Origin of the sequence: Pseudoalteromonas sp. APC 3224, assembly GCF_030407535.1 — a bacterium.
Taxonomy (GTDB): domain Bacteria; phylum Pseudomonadota; class Gammaproteobacteria; order Enterobacterales; family Alteromonadaceae; genus Pseudoalteromonas.
Genome location: NZ_JASDDF010000032.1, coordinates 13,700 through 32,520, shown reverse-complemented (window position 1 = coordinate 32,520; position 18,821 = coordinate 13,700). Strand labels below are relative to the sequence as shown.

At 40.6% G+C, this 18,821-nt stretch carries 17 protein-coding genes; 13 read left to right on the top strand and 4 right to left on the bottom strand.

Annotated features, from left to right (window positions below; all coding sequences use genetic code 11):
- Window positions 1–16 precede the first annotated feature (16 nt).
- The 4 genes from glyQ to QL989_RS14740 all read left to right on the top strand — a co-directional run bounded on the left by glyQ (window position 17) and on the right by QL989_RS14740 (window position 4,565).
- Window positions 17–919: a glycine--tRNA ligase subunit alpha gene (gene glyQ, locus QL989_RS14755; protein WP_010392717.1), complete on the top strand. Its 903-nt coding sequence runs from the start codon at window positions 17–19 to the stop codon at window positions 917–919.
- 2 nt (window positions 920–921) lie between these two features.
- Window positions 922–2,991 carry a glycine--tRNA ligase subunit beta gene (gene glyS, locus QL989_RS14750; protein WP_290170933.1) on the top strand — a complete coding sequence of 690 codons (2,070 nt, stop codon included), beginning with the start codon at window positions 922–924 and terminating at the stop codon, window positions 2,989–2,991.
- A gap of 73 nt (window positions 2,992–3,064) precedes the next feature.
- Window positions 3,065–3,514 (top strand): hypothetical protein, encoded by a 450-nt coding sequence (locus QL989_RS14745; RefSeq protein WP_290170945.1) that lies wholly within the window; start codon window positions 3,065–3,067, stop codon window positions 3,512–3,514.
- 103 nt (window positions 3,515–3,617) lie between these two features.
- Entirely contained in the window at window positions 3,618–4,565 is a 948-nt protein-coding gene (locus tag QL989_RS14740) for a hypothetical protein (RefSeq protein ID WP_290170932.1), read from the top strand.
- Here QL989_RS14740 and tusA read toward each other — a convergent pair.
- From tusA to fadB, 3 genes are all read right to left on the bottom strand, one after another.
- Complete coding sequence (tusA, locus tag QL989_RS14735; protein ID WP_008112953.1) at window positions 4,562–4,801, bottom strand: sulfurtransferase TusA; 240 nt, start codon at window positions 4,799–4,801, stop codon at window positions 4,562–4,564. The genes QL989_RS14740 and tusA overlap by 4 nt on opposite strands.
- 249 nt (window positions 4,802–5,050) lie before the next feature.
- A complete protein-coding gene (fadA, locus tag QL989_RS14730; RefSeq protein WP_290170931.1) occupies window positions 5,051–6,220 on the bottom strand; it encodes an acetyl-CoA C-acyltransferase FadA in 1,170 nt (389 codons plus the stop codon).
- Between the two features lie 4 nt (window positions 6,221–6,224).
- Window positions 6,225–8,384 carry a fatty acid oxidation complex subunit alpha FadB gene (gene fadB / locus QL989_RS14725; RefSeq protein ID WP_010392724.1) on the bottom strand — a complete coding sequence of 720 codons (2,160 nt, stop codon included), beginning with the start codon at window positions 8,382–8,384 and terminating at the stop codon, window positions 6,225–6,227.
- Between the two features lie 308 nt (window positions 8,385–8,692).
- On the opposite strand from fadB, the gene QL989_RS14720 reads away from it, so the two are divergent.
- The 9 genes from QL989_RS14720 to QL989_RS14680 all read left to right on the top strand — a co-directional run bounded on the left by QL989_RS14720 (window position 8,693) and on the right by QL989_RS14680 (window position 16,564).
- Entirely contained in the window at window positions 8,693–10,579 is a 1,887-nt protein-coding gene (locus QL989_RS14720) for a lytic transglycosylase domain-containing protein (RefSeq protein WP_290170929.1), read from the top strand.
- 117 nt (window positions 10,580–10,696) lie between these two features.
- Window positions 10,697–12,019 carry a Xaa-Pro dipeptidase gene (gene pepQ, locus QL989_RS14715; RefSeq protein ID WP_290170928.1) on the top strand — a complete coding sequence of 441 codons (1,323 nt, stop codon included), beginning with the start codon at window positions 10,697–10,699 and terminating at the stop codon, window positions 12,017–12,019.
- Between the two features lie 73 nt (window positions 12,020–12,092).
- Window positions 12,093–12,707, top strand: a complete 615-nt coding sequence (locus tag QL989_RS14710) for a YigZ family protein (RefSeq protein ID WP_076920146.1) — start codon at window positions 12,093–12,095, stop codon at window positions 12,705–12,707.
- A 94-nt stretch (window positions 12,708–12,801) separates the two neighbouring features.
- Window positions 12,802–14,253 (top strand): TrkH family potassium uptake protein, encoded by a 1,452-nt coding sequence (locus QL989_RS14705; protein WP_008467072.1) that lies wholly within the window; start codon window positions 12,802–12,804, stop codon window positions 14,251–14,253.
- Between the two features lie 24 nt (window positions 14,254–14,277).
- Complete coding sequence (locus QL989_RS14700) at window positions 14,278–14,940, top strand: flagellar brake protein (protein ID WP_290170927.1); 663 nt, start codon at window positions 14,278–14,280, stop codon at window positions 14,938–14,940.
- A 503-nt stretch (window positions 14,941–15,443) separates the two neighbouring features.
- Entirely contained in the window at window positions 15,444–15,656 is a 213-nt protein-coding gene (locus QL989_RS14695) for an EF-hand domain-containing protein (RefSeq protein ID WP_198522026.1), read from the top strand.
- A 68-nt stretch (window positions 15,657–15,724) separates the two neighbouring features.
- Window positions 15,725–15,937, top strand: coding sequence for an EF-hand domain-containing protein (locus QL989_RS14690; RefSeq protein ID WP_008112939.1), 213 nt, complete (start codon window positions 15,725–15,727; stop codon window positions 15,935–15,937).
- Between the two features lie 134 nt (window positions 15,938–16,071).
- On the top strand, window positions 16,072–16,284 hold the full coding sequence (locus QL989_RS14685) for an EF-hand domain-containing protein (RefSeq protein WP_036980747.1): 213 nt from the start codon (window positions 16,072–16,074) through the stop codon (window positions 16,282–16,284).
- Window positions 16,285–16,348: 64 nt separating this feature from the next.
- Window positions 16,349–16,564: an EF-hand domain-containing protein gene (locus QL989_RS14680; RefSeq protein WP_010392739.1), complete on the top strand. Its 216-nt coding sequence runs from the start codon at window positions 16,349–16,351 to the stop codon at window positions 16,562–16,564.
- A 59-nt stretch (window positions 16,565–16,623) separates the two neighbouring features.
- Here QL989_RS14680 and QL989_RS14675 read toward each other — a convergent pair whose 3' ends face one another.
- On the bottom strand, window positions 16,624–18,774 hold the full coding sequence (locus QL989_RS14675; protein ID WP_232735457.1) for a TonB-dependent siderophore receptor: 2,151 nt from the start codon (window positions 18,772–18,774) through the stop codon (window positions 16,624–16,626).
- Between the last annotated feature and the right edge of the window lie 47 nt (window positions 18,775–18,821).

Below are 18,821 nucleotides of genomic sequence, written 5' to 3'. Positions count from 1 at the left end.
AGTAAAAAGCCAAAATATGCAAAAATATGACGTTAAAACCTTTCAAGGTTTGATCCTGGCTTTACAGGATTATTGGGCACAGCAAGGCTGTGTCATTATTCAACCACTTGACATGGAAGTGGGCGCAGGGACATTTCACCCACAAACATTTTTAAAATCAATTGGCCCAGAGCCAATGTCGAGCGCATACGTTCAACCGTGTCGTCGTCCTACCGATGGTCGTTACGGTGAAAACCCAAACCGCTTACAACATTACTACCAATTCCAAGTTGTGTTAAAACCATCACCAGACAATATTCAAGAGCTTTACTTAGGTTCTTTAGCTGCTGTAGGTATTGATACCCTAACTGACGAAGTTCGCTTTGTAGAAGACAACTGGGAATCACCTACATTAGGTGCGTGGGGCCTAGGTTGGGAAATTTGGTTAAATGGTATGGAGGTAACGCAGTTTACCTACTTCCAGCAAGTGGGCGGTTTAGAATGCTCACCGGTAACGGGTGAGATTACTTACGGCCTAGAGCGTTTAGCAATGTACATTCAAGGCGTAGATAGCATTTACGACCTTGTATGGGCAGATGGCCCATTTGGGCGCGTAACTTACGGTGATGTATTCCATCAAAATGAAGTTGAGCAATCAACCTATAACTTTGAACATGCAAACGTAGCCGACTTATTTGAACAGTTTGATAAATGTGAAGCTGAGAGCCAAAAGCTAATTGAAGCAAGCCTACCATTACCAGCCTACGAGCAAGTAATGAAAGCATCGCACGCATTTAACTTATTAGACGCACGTCATGCTATTTCAGTAACCGAGCGTCAACGTTATATTTTACGCGTTCGTGCGTTATCAAAAGCGTGTGCACAAAGTTATTACGATGCACGTGAAGCACTTGGTTTCCCGCTGTGTAAGGATAAGTAAGCATGTCAGCAGAAAATTTATTAGTAGAAATTGGCACCGAAGAGTTGCCACCAAAAGCACTTCGTAAATTAGCCGAAGCCTTTGCTGCAAACTTAACAGCAGAATTAGAAAGTCTAGAACTAGGTCACCAAGGTGTGAACTGGTATGCATCGCCTCGTCGTTTAGGTTTACAAGTAAAAGCACTTGAAGCTAAACAACAAGACAAAGAAGTTGAAAAACGTGGCCCTGCAACTAAAGCCGCTTTTGATGCTGAGGGTAACCCAACTAAAGCAGCTATGGGTTGGGCTCGTGGTTGTGGTATTGAAGTAAAAGATGCGCAAACACTGGAAACAGATAAGGGCGCATGGTTATTGCACATTGCTAAAGTAGCAGGGCAAGAAACCAAAACGTTAATGACTGACGCTATAAGCAAAGCACTCGCTAAGTTACCTATTCCTAAACCAATGCGTTGGGGTGCGAATAAAACACAATTTATTCGCCCTGTGCATACGGTAACTATTTTGTTCGGTAGTGAACTGGTTGAGGGTGAAATTCTTGGTAAGCAAGTGAGCAATCAATTGCAAGGGCATCGTTTTCATCACCCTGAAAAAATTAGCATTGATCATGCCGATGATGTGTTTGATGTACTTAAATCAGCTTACGTTATTGCTGACTACGAACAGCGTAAAGCACAGATTCGCGCGCAAATAGAAGACGCAGCCAAAGCAGTTAATGCCGTTGTTGCTATGGATGAAGACTTACTTGAAGAAGTTACTTCATTGGTAGAATGGCCAGTAACGCTAACAGCCACATTTGAAAAAGCATTTTTAGATGTGCCTGCTGAAGCGCTTATTTACACCATGAAGGATGATCAGAAATACTTCCCGTTATTAGATCAAGACGGCAAACTTTTAAATAAGTTTTTGTTTGTCTCTAACATCGAAAGTAAAGATCCTAGTGTGGTTATTTCTGGTAACGAAAAAGTAGTGCGCCCGCGTTTAGCCGATGCGCAGTTCTTCTTTGAAACAGATAAAAAGAAAACATTAGAAAGCCGTTTAGAATCTCTTGATAGTGTATTGTTCCAAAAACAACTTGGTACGCTTAAAGACAAGTCACAGCGTATTAGTGAACTAGCGGGTTACATTGCCGAGCAACTTGGTGCCGACAAAGAGCTAGCAGCGCGTGCAGGCTTATTAAGTAAAACAGACTTAATGACCGAAATGGTAATGGAATTTACCGACGTACAAGGTGTAATGGGAATGCATTACGCGCGTCACGATGGTGAAGCAGAAGAAGTTGCAGTGGCACAAAACGAACAATACATGCCACGTTTTGCCGGTGATAACTTACCAACTAATGTGATCAGTTGTGCAGTCGCCATTGCCGATAAGTTTGATACGCTGGTGGGTATTTTTGGTATAGGCCAAGCACCAAAAGGTGATAAAGACCCATTTGCACTTCGTCGTGCTGCTATTGGTGCATTACGTATCATGGTAGAAAAACAGCTACCGCTTGATATTTTAGACCTGGTTGCTAAATCACAAACCTTGTTTGGTGAAAAGCTGACTAACCTAAATGTATCAACGGATGTGTTTGACTTTATGCTAGGGCGCTTCCGTGCTTGGTATCAAGACGAAGGCATTGAAGTAGATGTGATTCAAGCCGTACTAGCGCGTCGTCCAACGAAGCCTGTTGATTTTGATCGCCGAGTTAAAGCCGTAAGTCATTTCCGTACATTAGACGCCGCAGAATCGCTTGCAGCGGCTAATAAGCGTGTAAGTAATATTCTGGCTAAGAATGACATTACAAGCCAAGGTAATGTCGATCAGAGCTTACTCAGTGATGATGCTGAAAAAGTATTGGCTTCGCAAGTTGCAAAATTTGCCACTGATTTAGCACCACTGTACAGCGATGGAAACTACCAAGAGGCATTGAGCCAATTAGCAGGCATTCGTGAGAGTGTTGATAACTTTTTTGACAATGTCATGGTAATGGCCGACGATGAAGCGGTTAAGCAAAACCGTCTTGCACTTTTAAGCCAGCTTAGCGGGTTATTTTTAGAAATTGCAGATATTTCTGTATTGCAAAAATAACAGCCAATAGCTATTTAAAAAGCCAGCATTATGCTGGCTTTTTAGTATTCACTGTATACAAAGGATACAAATGATGATCTCCATAAAACGAATTTTAACGCTAGCAATGGCTGGCTTACTTACAGCCTGTACCAGCCAAATTTCGATTAACGACGTTTTGCCGCAGCAAGAATTGGATCGCAGTATTTATTTAAGAGGGGATTTCACATTATGGGATGCAGAACCTCAATACCAATTTAAACAAGTCGGCCCTTCGCTTTACCAAGCCCAAGTTAAATTTTCGACCCCTGGCAAAGTGTACGAGTTTAAAATAGCCGATGCAGATTTTAGTGAAGGTTTTAACTGTGGCTACAGCGATTCACAGCCATCAGGGCAAAGCCTAACACTTGGTCAATCAACACGCGCCGATTGCAGCACTATTTACAACTACTTTAGTTACACACCCGCAATAAAAGGGTCGTACATAGTCAGCATTGATTTTAGTGACTACGATAAGCCAGAAGTGACTATAACTAAGAAATAGCTGTAAGTTGGGAGCTGTCAGCTTTTAGCTGCCCGAGTGGGCTTATAGATTTGTGACAAGGACGTTAATATGAAATTGAGCCTTTGGATTAAGGGGTAGTAAATTGGATAATTATATAGAGTACTGCTATCTAGAAAATGATAAGCCTAGCTTTAAACGGGCTAAGATAACTGAGTCAGACTCATATGATTGCATAACAAAATATAAAGTTTTTTCACGAAAACTAGAGATAGAAAATTTATTTGACGTTTTGATCGAGGAAGTTAAAACATTCAAATCATTGCTTACTATGGCTCAACTTTCACAAGAGTTTTCAAATTTCTCTGAGGTACATGCTTATATAGAAAATCAAAAAGCCCGTACTAAATTAAATATCTCCTATCTAAGCATTTTGAATACTGGAAAATTAGTTTTAGATCGGTTGTACATTGAACGTGATAAGTTTTCGATAATTAATGATATTGATCAATCATTATTACCTGAATTATTGATAGAAAGAGAGAAGATCTTTAAAGAGAATCAGTATTATGTTCTATGCTGTAATTTGAGAAATTTATGCCAACATAAAATGTTACCCGTAAATAGGCTAACTTTAAAATATCCATCTATAAGTAAACATGGAAATGGAGTAATAACAAAATTTCAGATTCCACTCGTATTATCGGTAATGGAAGAGAAAGAAAGGATAAAGTTGTTAAAGGGGTTAAACTCTGCATTTAAAGATGAGCTCTTAAATTCTGATTTAGTTGACCTCAACAGAGCGATAGATGGTTATTTTGAAGGGATTTTTGATTTAATGATTAAACTACGCACTTTGGTGGATAAGTCAGTAACGGAGGCTGAAGACTATTTTAGTAAGTTACTTGATCAAAATATAGACTTAAACGTGAATCGACTCTTGGGCCCACCAGCATTAGTAGTTAACAATGAAAAGAAATTTCACTTGGATTTTGAGTGGTTCCGAGTGGCTCATTATTTAGAAGAGAAAAATAATTCTCACTTCAAAAGCAGTAATTTAATTAGAACAAAGTATTTGAGCAATGAACCTTAAAGCCCTTTCTTCACCACATACCTATACGGTGATTCTTCAACTTCTTTAGCCACTAGCGTGTGATCCATAAAGGTACAAAAGCTGGGGATATCGCGGGTGGTTGAGGGGTCGTCGGCAATAATAAGCAGTGTTTCACCGTCACTCATTTTACGAATAGCAGCGCGTACCATCATCACAGGCTCTGGGCAACGAAGGCCGATAGCATCTAATTGGTGATCGGGATTATCAAAGCTCATAAAAATTACCTGTAAAAATAGTCGCGGCTTGGTTAGGTCGGGTAGTTTAGCGTAAATAAAGCTGTTGGTTAACTATTTTACGTATAACAAAACAGCTCAACTTATTAATAGATAATCTGAAATAAGTTTAATGCACCCGATCACATTATTCATTTTAAACCTGCAAAAGCTGGTGGTATAAAAAAGGCGAACTAACTTGCGCTAGTTCGCCTTTTAATCACCAAGATGGTTTTACATATTCAACACTAATTAGTCTTGAACACGTTCAAATACAGTAGCAATACCTTGGCCTAAACCAATACACATAGTTGCTAAACCGTATTTTGCGTTTTTGTCTTCCATTAAGTGAATAAGCGAGGTGCTAATACGTGAACCCGAACAACCCAGAGGGTGACCAAGTGCAATAGCGCCGCCATTCAAGTTAACTTTTTCGTCAACCACATCTGCTAAACCTAAGTCTTTAAGTACAGGCAGTGATTGTGCTGCGAATGCTTCGTTAAGCTCAGCTACGTCAATGTCATCAATGGTAATACCGGCTTGTGCTAATGCTTTTTTACTTGCAGGTACTGGGCCGTAACCCATGATTGATGGATCGCAACCGGCAACAGCCATAGCGCGAATACGTGCACGAATTGGTAAGCCCAGTTCTTTTGCTTTTTCTTCGCTCATTACTAACATGGCTGATGCGCCGTCAGAAAGTGCAGAAGATGTGCCCGCAGTAACAGAACCCGTAGCAGGGTTAAATACTGGACGTAGCTGCGATAAACCTTCAACCGTTGTTTCTGGACGAATTACTTCATCATCTTCAACAAGAATAAGTGAACCTTCAGCATCGTGACCTTCCATTGCTAAAATTTCGCGGCGGAAACGGCCTTCAACTGTTGCAGCATGTGCACGTTGATGCGAGCGGTAAGCAAATTCATCTTGTTGCTCACGGCTAATACCGTGAAGTGTTGCAAGGTACTCAGCGGTTAAACCCATAGAGCCAGATGCTTGTGCAATTGATGTAGCTAAGCCAGGGTGAAAGTCGTTACCGTGAGTCATAGGTACGTGACCCATGTGCTCAACACCACCAATTAGGTATGTGTCGCCAGCGCCAGTCATAATTGCGCGAGCAGCGTCATGCAATGCTTGCATTGATGAGCCACATAAACGGTTAACTGTGGTTGCTGGCACTGAATGTGGAATGCCCGCAAGTAGAGATGCGTTACGTGCAACGTTAAAGCCTTGCTCTAATGTTTGCTGTACACAGCCCCAATAAATATCGTCAATTGACGCAGGGTCAACTGCCGGATTACGTTCTAATAAGCCTTTCATTAAATGAGCGCTTAAGTCTTCCGCACGTTTGTGCTTGAATACGCCGCCCTTTGAGCGACCCATTGGTGTGCGGATACAATCTACAATTACTGGATTATTCATGATATTAACCTTCCACCTTATAGAAAACACGGCCTTCTTCAGCCCACTTGCGAGTTTGCTCTGATACTTGGTAAATCGCACCTAGGTGAGCGTATTTGTCAGCAGTTGCTACAAAGTTAGCTAAACCTGTTTGATCTAAGTAACGGAACGCGCCGCCTCTAAATGGAGGGAAACCAACACCGTATACAAGTGCCATATCAGCTTCTTGAGGAGAAGCAACAATGCCTTCTTGTAAACAAAGTAGTACTTCGTTGATCATTGGGATCATACAACGGTCAATGATTTCTTGTTTATCAAATTCTTTTGGTGCGTCTGTAATTGGTGCAAGTAGTTCAATCGCTGTTTGGTCATGTGACTTTTTAAGACGACCGCGACGATCTGTTTCGTACTTATAGAAACCTGCTTTGTTCTTTTGACCAAAACGTTTTTCGTTAGCAAAAACAGTCACTGGGTCTTTATCTGCACGTGCCATACGCTCAGGGAAACCGTCTGCCATTACGCCAGTACAATGATAAGCCGTATCAATACCTACAACATCAAGTAGGTACGCCGGGCCCATTGGCCAGCCAAACACGTTTTCCATTACTTTATCTACTTTTGCAAAGTTAGCGCCTTCAACCACTAATTTGCTAAAGCCAGCAAAGTAAGGGAATAAAACGCGGTTTACAAAAAAGCCTGGGCAATCGTTAACAACAATCGGTGATTTACCTAGTTTAAGGGCGTAATCAACCACTGCATTAATCGTTTTATCTGAGGTTTTTGCACCACGGATAATTTCAACTAATGGCATTTTTGGTACTGGATTGAAAAAGTGCATACCACAGAAGTTTTCTGGCTTATCAAGCGCTTCTGCAAGTAGGTCGATACAAATAGTCGATGTGTTTGACGTAAGTACCGTGCCTTCTGGCATATTCTTTTCAAGATCAGCAAGTACGGCTTGCTTCACTTTAGGGTTTTCTACTACGGCTTCAACAATAATGTTGGCGTTTTGTAGGTCTGCATCGTTAAGCGTTGGTTTGATTTTGCTAAGCGTTGCTAGCATTTTTTCCATCGGCATGTGGCCGCGCTTCACTTTTGCACCTAATAGTTTAGATGCTTCACCCATACCTAAATCTAGCGCATCCTGTTGGATGTCTTTCATTATGATTGGTGTGCCTTTATAAGCAGACTGGTATGCAATACCGCCACCCATAATACCTGCGCCTAATACTGCCGCTTGTTTAATTTCTACATCGCTGTGTTTAGCAAATTTACGTGCTTTACCTTTAATGTATTGATCTGCTAAAAAGATACCTGTTTGAGCAGCAGCTTCACTAGTACGTGCTAGTTTTGCAAAGTTGGCATTTTCAATTGCCATTGCTTCGGCGCGTGAGCTGTTTGCTGCTGCTTTAATAGTGCGAACTGCCATAACTGGAGCAGGATAGTGGCCTTTGGTTTTACCCATTACCATACCTTCTGCCATTGCAAAGCTCATGCCTTGCTCAACACGGTTTAATTTAAGCGGTTGTAATTTTACAGCACGTTTTGCTTGCCAATCTAGCTTGCCAGCAATCGCTAATTCTAGTGTTGCTAAACTTGACTCTTGTAGTTTGTTGGCACTAACTACCGCGTCAAATGCACCTACTTTAAGGGCGTCAGCAGCGCGATTTTCGTTACCTGTGGTGATCCACATCATCGCGTTATCGGCACCAATAATGCGCGGAAGGCGCACTGTACCGCCAAAACCAGGCATTATGCCTAATTTAACTTCTGGTAAGCCCATTTTTGCTGAGTCACTTGCAACACGATAATCGGTAGCAAGTGCCCACTCACAGCCGCCGCCAAGCGCCAAGCCGTTTATAACACTGAGTGTTGGGAATGGTAAGTCTTCAATTGCATCAAAAACGTCAGTTGCATCTTTGATCCACGTTACTAATTCTGCTTCAGGCTTAGTAAAAGTAGGTAAAAATTCGAAGATATCGGCACCAATAATAAAGTGGTCTTTATCACTGGTAAAAATCATGCCTTTAATATCAGTGTTAGCGGCTAATTCTTTTAATGCTGCCGCGCAATCTGAAAGAGTTTGTTGAGATAATGTGTTTACAGAACCTGTAGCACAAAACTTAAACTCGGCGATGTTTTCCTTTACGAAGCTAACTTCAAAGGAATCGCTTTTATATAACATTATTATTCTCCCTAGTTGATGAACTAAGACTGGTACGATGAGTTCATATTCAGACCAGTGTGCTTGCTTTAAATTAAAAATGCAACGAAAAATTTATCTTGGTTACAAACGTCTGGTTAAAATATAGCTGGTTTGGTGCTAAGGTGGGTTTGAAAGTTTTCTTTATTCATTTTATTGCGCTGTCTTGGTGTTTATAGCTTGGGTTTTATCAAAGTAAATAAATAGAGTTACAGTGCCTGCGCTGTTTTCTATTTACCCATAGCCACACCCTTGTCAGCCTTGAAGGTTACTATGCCCTAAAGGACATTATGAAAAAATATTTATTAAGCGTAGCGGCAGCGACTCTATTTTTATCTTTACCCTCTGCCAACGCAAATACTGAACTTGATGCATTTTTAGATGCAGAAAAACAAGCCCGTTATGGCGATTATAAAAGCTTTAAAGAAGCGGTAGACTCATTGTCTCACCCACTTAAGCCCTATGTAGAAAAAGCCTATTGGCAGCGCTACCCCAGTTTAAAACACCAAACAGAAATAGAAAACTTCCTCACTATTTATGAACACACGCCATTAGAGTGGCCAGTGCGCAAAGCATGGTTAAATTATTTAAAGCGCAGAAATAAAAAAGCAGCATTTATTAAAAACTACCGTGAAACCTCTGACACTGAGCTTAGTTGTACCCATCTTAGTTATCAGCTTGACTTAGGAGCACCTAAAAAAGCAATACTCTCGCAGGTAACCGATATTTGGACGGTAGGCGAGTCACAACCTAGTGAATGTGACGGGCTTTTTAAGCGTTGGCGACAAAATGGTTATTTAACCCCTGATGTTGTGTGGCAGCGTGTTACTTTAGCGGCACAAGGGGGCTCTTATCGTTTATTGCCTTATTTAAAAACCTTATTGCCAGCCAAGGAGCGTTATTTAGCTGATTTATATTCCAAGGTAAGGCGCGATCCTAGTGCTGCTGCAGGCCTTTACCGCTATAAACGTAAAACAGCCAAAGAAGGGGAAATAGCGCTTTATGGTATTAAGCGTTTAATTTGGCGTGATAAAGAGCTGGCATTAAAGGCGTGGCAAAAAATTGAAGGCATGTTTGATTTTGCTGATGATGAAAAGGCGGATGTATATTATACCTTTGCGCTGTCGTTGGCGTCGAGCGGCCATAGCCAGGCGAGCTTTTATTTAAATAAAGTCCCTAAAGCGCGTCAAGATCGTAAATTAATGCAATGGCAACTAGCCAATATGCTTAAAACTCAAGATTGGGAAGGCATTGCGGCATTTTTTACCGGTAAAGAAAATCTTAGCTTAGGGCAACAGTATTGGCTTGCTTATAGTTATGACAAACGCGCAGATCATGAAAAAGCTAAGGTAATTTGGAGCAAGGTAGCCGCTAACCGTGATTATTACGGTTTTTTAGCCGCTGCTCGCTTAGGGTTACCGGTTGATTTAAATGAGCTACCAGTCAATGTAAATCAAGCCTTAGTAACAAAAGTCAGTAATGCACCAGGCTTTAAGCGTGCTAAGGCACTATATGAACTTGAGCGATTTACAGCGGCCAGACGTGAATGGAATTATTTAACCAACACTTCTGAAGATGATGAAAAGCTAGCAGCGTCAGTGCTTGCGGCAGAACTTGATTGGTTTGATAGTACAATATTTACCCTAGCAAAAATAAAAGCATGGGATTATGTTGATTTGCGTTTTCCATTTGCGTTTCAAGACATGTTTGAGCGCTACAGTAAGCGTAGCAAAATAGATTTAACTTGGAGTATCGCTATTGCGCGTCGAGAAAGCTCATTTGCACCCGATGCCCGTTCTCATGCAAATGCACGCGGGTTAATGCAGTTATTACCAAGCACCGCAAAATATATTAACAAAGGCGATGTATCTAACCATCGGTTGTATCAGCCAAAAACCAATATTCGACTTGGCACCCGTTATTTACAGTATTTAAAAAAGAAAAATCACGGTAATGAGGTATTGGCAACAGCATCCTATAACGCCGGGTATCATCGAATTAAGCGTTGGTTACCAGAAGAAGCGATGCCCGCAGAGTTATGGGTTGAGCTTATTCCATATAGAGAAACTCGAGACTACGTAAAAAACGTATTTGCGTATCGGCAGGTTTACCATACTCGCCTTGGCCGAGAGGGGAATTTACTCGCGCCACTATTAGAGATGACCATGGGCGGGTAGTAAAAATAAATCTACAACAGCAGAGGGATATTTACACGGTAACTATCCCTCTTTTTTGAGCGCTTTGTTTATAAGTGATAGACTCAGAGCAAGTTAAATTTAACAGATGGGTTTATTATGGAAAAATTAGCCGTATTATACGCCGAACATATTGCAACATTGCAGCAGCGTACACGTACTATTTGTGAGCAAGAAGGGTTAGAAGGATTAGTCATTCATTCAGGCCAAGCTAAGCGCCAATTTTTAGATGATATGTATTACCCGTTTAAAGTTAACCCCCATTTTAAAGCGTGGTTACCGGTTATTGATAATCCACATTGCTGGATTGTGGTAAATGGTAGCGATAAGCCAAAGCTTATTTTTTATCGTCCAATTGATTTTTGGCACAAGGTGCCTGATGAACCAAGAGATTTTTGGGCAGAGTACTTCGATATTGAATTGCTACTAAAGCCTGATCAGGTTGAAAAGCTACTTCCTTACGATAAAGCTAAATTTGCCTACATTGGTGAATACCTAGAAGTGGCCCAAGCACTTGGTTTTAGCATTATGAATCCTGAGCCAGTACTTAACTATATTCATTATCACCGCGCTTATAAAACGCAATATGAACTTGAATGTTTACGTAATGCGAACCGTATTGCAGTAGATGGCCACAAAGCGGCGCGTGATGCGTTTTTTAATGGTGGTAGCGAGTTTGATATTCAGCAGGCCTACTTAATGGCAACGCGTCAGAGCGAAAATGAAATGCCATATGGCAACATTGTGGCCCTTAACGAAAACTGCGCTATTTTGCACTACACCCATTTTGAGCCAAAAGCACCGCAAACACATAACTCATTTTTAATTGATGCGGGCGCTAACTTTAATGGTTACGCTGCAGATATTACCCGTACCTACGACTTTAAAAAGCAAGGTGAGTTTGCTGACCTAGTTAAAGCAATGACGGTGCATCAGATTGAGTTAGGCAAAAGCTTAAAACCAGGTGTCCTGTATGGCGAGCTACATATTGACTGCCATAACCGCATTGCACAGTTACTAAGTGACTTTGATATTGTTAAGTTACCTGCAGCTGAAATTGTTGAGCGTCAAATTACCTCAACCTTCTTTCCTCATGGCTTAGGGCATCATTTAGGTGCACAGGTACATGATGTAGGTGGCTTTATGCGTGATGAAACCGGTGCACATCAGGCACCACCAGAGGGTCATCCATTTTTACGCTGCACTCGCTTAATTGAGAAAAACCAAGTGTTTACTATTGAGCCAGGTTTGTACTTTATCGACTCTTTGTTGGGTGATTTAGCACAAACAGACAACAAGCAGTTTATTAACTGGGAAAAAGTAGAAGCGTTTAAACCATTTGGCGGCATTCGTATTGAAGATAATATTATTGTTCACGAAGACAGCCTAGAAAATATGACGCGTGATTTATTACTCGACTAATATTTAACAGTTTATATTATTCACGAAAGGGGCCTGTTGGCCCCATTTTTAATTTAACAGCCAAGTAAGCGCTATGTCAGAATATAAATACCCAGCCGACGATGTTTTTCATCAAGAAGAAATTAAAAAAAGCACCTTTATTGTGCATATAGGCCACACGCCTGATTTAAACTCTGCGAAAGCCTTTATTAAAAACATTGAAGAAAAATACAGTGATGCACGCCATAATTGTTGGGCGCATGTTGCGGGTAATCCTGGTGGAAGCCATGTTTATGGTTTTTCTGATGATGGAGAGCCAAATGGCACCGCCGGTAAACCTATGCTCAACGTGCTGGTGGGCTCTGGCCTAGGTGAAGTAACTGCTGTGGTAACACGGTACTTTGGTGGTATAAAGCTTGGTACCGGTGGGTTAGTTCGTGCTTATGGTGGCTCACTTAATAATGCCTTAGCAAAATTACAAACAGTGGTAAAAGTACCCAGCATTGAGCTGGTTGGCTTTAGTGAATACAGTATGCAAGGCGCAATAGAACAGCACTTAAAAACCAACTTTCAGGTACTTAATATTGAAAAGCAGTTTACGGCAAATATTGAGTGGAGTATCACTATTGATAGCCGCCAAGCACAACAAGCATGCAAAGATATTTTTGATTTAAGCCACGGTGCAGTTGAGTTAACAATCAAAGAGTAATAGTCTTACATCCATCCTATTTAATCACTAAAGATTAAATTTTCGAGTCATATAGTAGTTATTTTAATTTACTAATAAAAAAGCGATACGCTCAATGCAATTTCGTACCATCATAAAAATTCTTGGCCAACTGGTCGCGCTATTTAGTATTACAATGGTGCCACCAGCACTCGTGTCTTTAATTTATAAAGATGGCGGAGGGGTACCGTTTGTTTTAGCCTTTATATTTAGCGTTATTATTGGCTTAATGGCTTACTATCCAAATAGGCATGAGCATGGTGATTTAAAAGCACGCGAAGGCTTCTTAATTGTGGTTTTGTTTTGGTTGGTACTAGGGGCGTTTGCGTCATTGCCGCTGATATTTTTACAAGAACCCAACCTCTCTTTGGCCGATGCAGTGTTTGAAGCTTTCTCAGGCTTAACTACCACAGGGGCGACCGTATTAACTGGCATAGAATACTTGCCTAAATCGGTATTATTTTATCGCCAGCAATTACAGTGGTTTGGTGGGATGGGGATCATTGTATTAGCAGTAGCCATACTGCCAATGCTTGGCGTCGGTGGCATGCAGTTGTACCGAGCTGAAATTCCTGGCCCAGTAAAAGACTCCAAAATGACCCCGCGTATTGCCGATACAGCTAAGCACCTTTGGTATATTTACGTATCTATTACTCTTGCGTGTACTTTGGCGTATTGGAGCGCAGGGATGAATTGGTTTGACGCTATATGCCATGCTTTTTCTACAGTTGCTATTGGTGGTTTTTCTACTTATGACGCGTCAATGGGACACTTTGATAGCCCTGTAATTAACTTTATTTGTGTGTTCTTTTTAATTATAGCCGCTATTAACTTTTCACTACATTATGCCGCTGTAGCAAGCCGTAATATTAGTGTGTACATTCGCGACCCTGAGTTTAAAGTATTCTTGTGTATTCAGTTAGCGCTGGTGGTAATTTGCTTTACTGTGCTTTCGTCTCATGATGTTTATGCAAATGGTGATGAAACCCTCGATCAGGCGTTGTTTCAAGCGGTGTCTATTAGTAGTACTGCAGGGTTTGCCACAGATAATTTTTCAGCTTGGCCGTTGTTTTTACCTATTTTACTTATTTTTTCTAGCTTTATTGGCGGCTGTGCGGGTTCTACCGGTGGTGGTATGAAAGTTGTTCGTGTGTTTTTGTTGTACTTGCAAGGGGTGCGCGAGCTTAACCGCTTAGTACATCCTCGAGCAATATATTCAATAAAACTCGGGCGTAAAGCCTTACCCGACAAAGTAGTTGAAGCGGTATGGGGCTTTTTCTCAGCTTATGCACTAGTCTTTATTATTATAATGTTAGCGTTAATGGGCACAGGGTTAGACAACATTACCGCATTCTCTGCGACGGCAGCATGCCTTAATAACTTGGGCCCAGGTTTGGGTGACGTAGCCTCTCATTATGGTGCGATTAGTGATGCCGCTAAATGGATACTAACAGTCGCTATGGTATTCGGCCGATTAGAGATATTTACACTGTTAGTATTATTTACCCCAACATTTTGGCGTGGATAATGTTTTAAATATTGGGAAGGAACTATGCAAAAAACCAATTTGGAAAAGTTAAACCAAATCGTCACCGGTGGCATAGTCGATGTAGAAATACTGACACCAACCAGTAGCCGACGTGTAAAAACGGAGTTTATTGGTTTATTAGAAAACAAATTTATTATTTTAAACTATCCCAGCGCTAAGCGACTCCCTATGGCAAGTGATTACTTGCGTGATGGTGTTATGGTGGTGGTAAGGGCGCTTATAGAGGGCAGTGGTGGGCACATTATTGCGTTTCGTCAGCAACTTATGTCTGTTGCCTCTCACCCTGCTAAATTGTTGTTTATTCAATACCCTTCACAAGTACAGTTGTTTGGGCTTCGCTCACAAGCACGCATACCTACGTTGTTTCCTGCTAAGTTAACATTAACCGATGAGCAGCCTCCCTTTGAAGGGGTTATAAAAGACATTTCGCTCACCGGGGTAATGTTTGATATTAAAACAACCCAAGAACTCGATGAGTTAAAAGACATGCGCTGTACGGTTGTATTTGATGGTGATACTAAGCATGAGGGGCAAGTCTGCAGTGTAAAAAAACATGCTAGTGGTATCTGTTGTGGTATTCGATTATTTGCCAGTGAAGAGCAAATGAAAGCGTTAATGGGGGATCACTTTATTGACCCTAGTGCGCTTGAAGTTGAAATAGTTTAGGGGCATATCAAGTTGAACAAGCTTCTATTATAAGCTCAGCATACTCACGTGATTTCGTCATTTTGCAACAAATAGCCTTGTGCGGCTGTAAATTTTCAACGTCATCTTAAATTTATTTTTAAACTATTTAAAAACAGTAACTTAAATCTATTTTTTAATTATAATTTTTTATTTATAACAAAATAAATCTCAACTCACCTTCCTTTTTGTTTAATTAACTCGCTTTGTAAGTGGTTTTTCACTGATCGTGTGGTGTTTTTATAAAAACCAACCCATTGTTTTATAAGACTTTAATCTTTTTGCTTTGTTCGCTGTTGCTAAAAAGCAACAAAATAACGAATGAAATAACGCTGCCCAAAGCTGTTTTTAGCTTAACCTATTGAAAAGATGCAGCTTTTAATTGTTGGCATCGAAGTTGTAATAGTCAGGTTGTATTGAACGAAACGTGATTTGAAGTAAAACACTTAATCGCACAAAACATAAACTTTGAAGGAAGATTGATTATGAAAAGCATTAACAAAACTTTAGCACTTATCGCATTGGCTTCTTCATCAGCTGCTTTTGCAGCAAGCGATTTTGATACGCTAGACGTTGACGGCAACGGCGCGATCAGTCAAAGCGAAGCATCAGTTGATGCAAAACTAATGAGCCTATTTTCAGAGCTTGATACTGACCAAAACGGTGAGCTATCAAAAGAAGAGTTCTCTAAAGCATAATCCTAAGCTATTAAACTTTGGGAGCTAAATCTCCCACATTATTTAAACGATTTTAAGGAATACTCATTATGAAAACATTACACAAAACATTCGCACTTATCGCATTGGCTTCTTCATCAGCAGCTTTTGCTGCCAGCGATTTTGATACACTTGATACTGACGGTAACGGTGCTATTAGCCAAAGTGAGGCATCAGTTGATGCAAAGCTAATGAGCATGTTCTCAGAGCTTGATACAGACCAAAACGGTGAGCTATCAAAAGCAGAATTTTCTAAAGCATAAGCTAAAGCTGGGTATATTCTGAGTTGCCAAAGACAACCTAAGTAGGCAAGGGAGCCTGTGAAAAAGAATGACAAGGACGGTTATAGCCTGACATTTCCAATAGCACAAAGCATTACATTTTGAAGGATTAAATTATGAAAACATTACACAAAACATTCGCATTGATAGCGCTAGCTTCTTCATCAGCGGCCTTTGCCGCTAGCGACTTTGACACAATTGATGCCGACGGTAATGGGGTTATTAGTCAAAGCGAAGCTGCTGTAAATGCTGATTTAACGGCCGCATTTACTGAGCTTGATACTGACGGTAATGGTGAGCTTTCTAAAGCTGAGTTTGCAAACTTTTAATTTTTAACTTTTTTCATTGCACAGGGATCTCAGAAAAGGATTTCCCTCTTTAAGGAGACTTATTATGAAAGCATTAAATACCACACTTGCGATTTTAGTATTAGCATCATCATCAGCGGCATACGCAGCAGTAGACTTTGCCTCTTTTGATAGCAATGGCGACGGTGTAATTAGTCAGCAGGAAGCTGCGTCTAATAAACAACTCATGAATATTTTTGATGACTTAGATACTGACGGAAATGGTGAACTTTCTAAAGAAGAGTTTGCAAGAGTACAATAAGTATTACCCCATCATACTCCACTAAAGCCGCTTAATAGTCAGCGGCTTTTTTGTGCTTGTTAGAGACTATATTTAAGTTGGAGAGAGAAGCTTCTTGGCTTGCCATAACGATATTGGTTATAGAACCCAATTTGACTGTAATAATGCTTATCAAATAAGTTATCGATATTTAGGCTAACAGATAATTGCTCATTCATTTGATAATTCGCCATTAGGCTGGCAATACCATAACTAGGCTGGTTTACCTCAACAGCACCATAAACAGGGTTGTTAACTTCATCATAGCTATTGCTTTGCCAGCGATAGCCACCACCCACTTTTAGATTGTCTAATGCACCTGAGAGTTGATAGCTAGTAAAAAGTTTAAATTGATCTTTTGGGTTGGTGGTATTTAATACCGTATTATCCGGTTTTTCGCCTTTACTATGGGTATAGCCAAAATAAGCGTTCCAGTTGTCGGTTAATTTTCCGTTGATTTCTAGCTCGTAGCCCTGAGTTAATGTGCCGTCAATGGGCTTGTAGATGGCCTGAAGTGTTTCTGCAATGGTATCTCCCGTGTACTCGCCTACATTATCTTGATAAATTTTAAATCCAGAAAGGGATATGTCTAAACGTTCATCAAGTACAGAAGCTTTTATGCCAAGTTCATAATTCTTACCTTCAATAGGGCTTAAATAATGTCCATTTTTATCAACTCGACTTTGTGGTGTAAAAATATCAGTGTAATTAGCATACAAAGCCCAACTCTGTGTCAGTTCATAAGTTGCCCCAAAATAATTAGTTAGTTCATCACTTATTTTATAATCATGCATGCGACCAAAATTATCTTGATTGGTTTGCCATTGATTTAACCGGCTTCCAACAATTAAAGACAAGGCATCGGTTATATTTAGTTGTGCAGCAACATAAAGTGCATCTTGTTTAGTTGTGCCATAAGAGCCGTAAGCCGCTTCTGACTGCCAATTTGGTTTTGCAATGCTATAACTAGAGTCAGTGAAATCGCCGATAATATAGTCACTTTGTTGACTAGCATAATAAGGGGTAGAAAACTGTTGCTCTTGGGTATTATAACCAAATAGCAGTTGGTGACTTTGGCCCAGCCAATTAAACCGACCATTGAGTTCGACCTCATAGGTATCCTGCGTTCTGTTTGCATCAATATAGTTTATAGAACCGGGTTTCATTCCTGTGTTGTTTATAGGATCGGGCTCTCCTTTTACCCAAAACACATCATAGTCTAGGTCGTTATCACCATAGACATAATTAGCGGTTAGCTGCCAGTTAGCGTTAAAGTAATGCTCTAGACGAATAAACGCATTAAGTGCATCGGTTCGAGAAGAGGCCCAATCTTGAGCCGTTGAAGCACCTCTGTCATAAGCCGTGCGGGAGCCATCACTATAAAAAATAGGCAAACCGCCTGACATTGTTCCTTTAGGAGTTGTCGATTGATTATCAACAGCAAGAGTCAATAAAGTACTGTTAGAAAGATCTGCCTCAATAATGCCATACAATGTTTGACTGGTTTGCGAGAAGCGATCTTGATATGAGTGTCTATCTTGATAAGCAACAACAGCCCGTCCTCTTATACTTTCGCTATTATTTATGCTTCCCGACACATCCACCATCGCACGGTAGTTGTCCCATGAGCCTAATGAAGCAGTAAGATTTATTTGAGTGTTTGCAGTTGGACGTTTACGTATCAAATTAATTGCTGCCGAAGGGTTACCTGCGCCCAGCATTAGCCCCGTTGCTCCTCTAACTATTTCGATACGATCATAAATTGCGGTATCGGTTAGGTTATCTCCATAATTAAAGCGGGTGTCATAGGTGGTTGCTATGCCATCATAAAGTATGCTGGTGACACTAATACCTCGGGCTGAAATAGAAAACTTGCCATTATCTGCTTCTCGAGCATTTATGCCTGTTACACTGGTTATAGCTTCAATTGCGGTGTTTAGTTGTTGGTCTGCCATAAAATCGCTTGTTATCGCTATCGTTGATTGCGGTGTTTGCAAATGTGATAGCTCAAGACCTGTTGCAGAGCTCATGGAATTAACTTTATAGCCGTTCGCTTGCTCTCCAATAACGGTTAACCTTTCGATATCTTTGCTAGTGTGGGCGAGCGTTTGAGTTGAAACTGCTGAAAATAAAAGACCAACCAGAGTGTAATGAGTTACGGGAGAATTTTTCTTTGAGAGTAGGTGTATCATTTGAAATCCATTTTTATTTAAAAACGTGAAATTAACTTTTCACATCA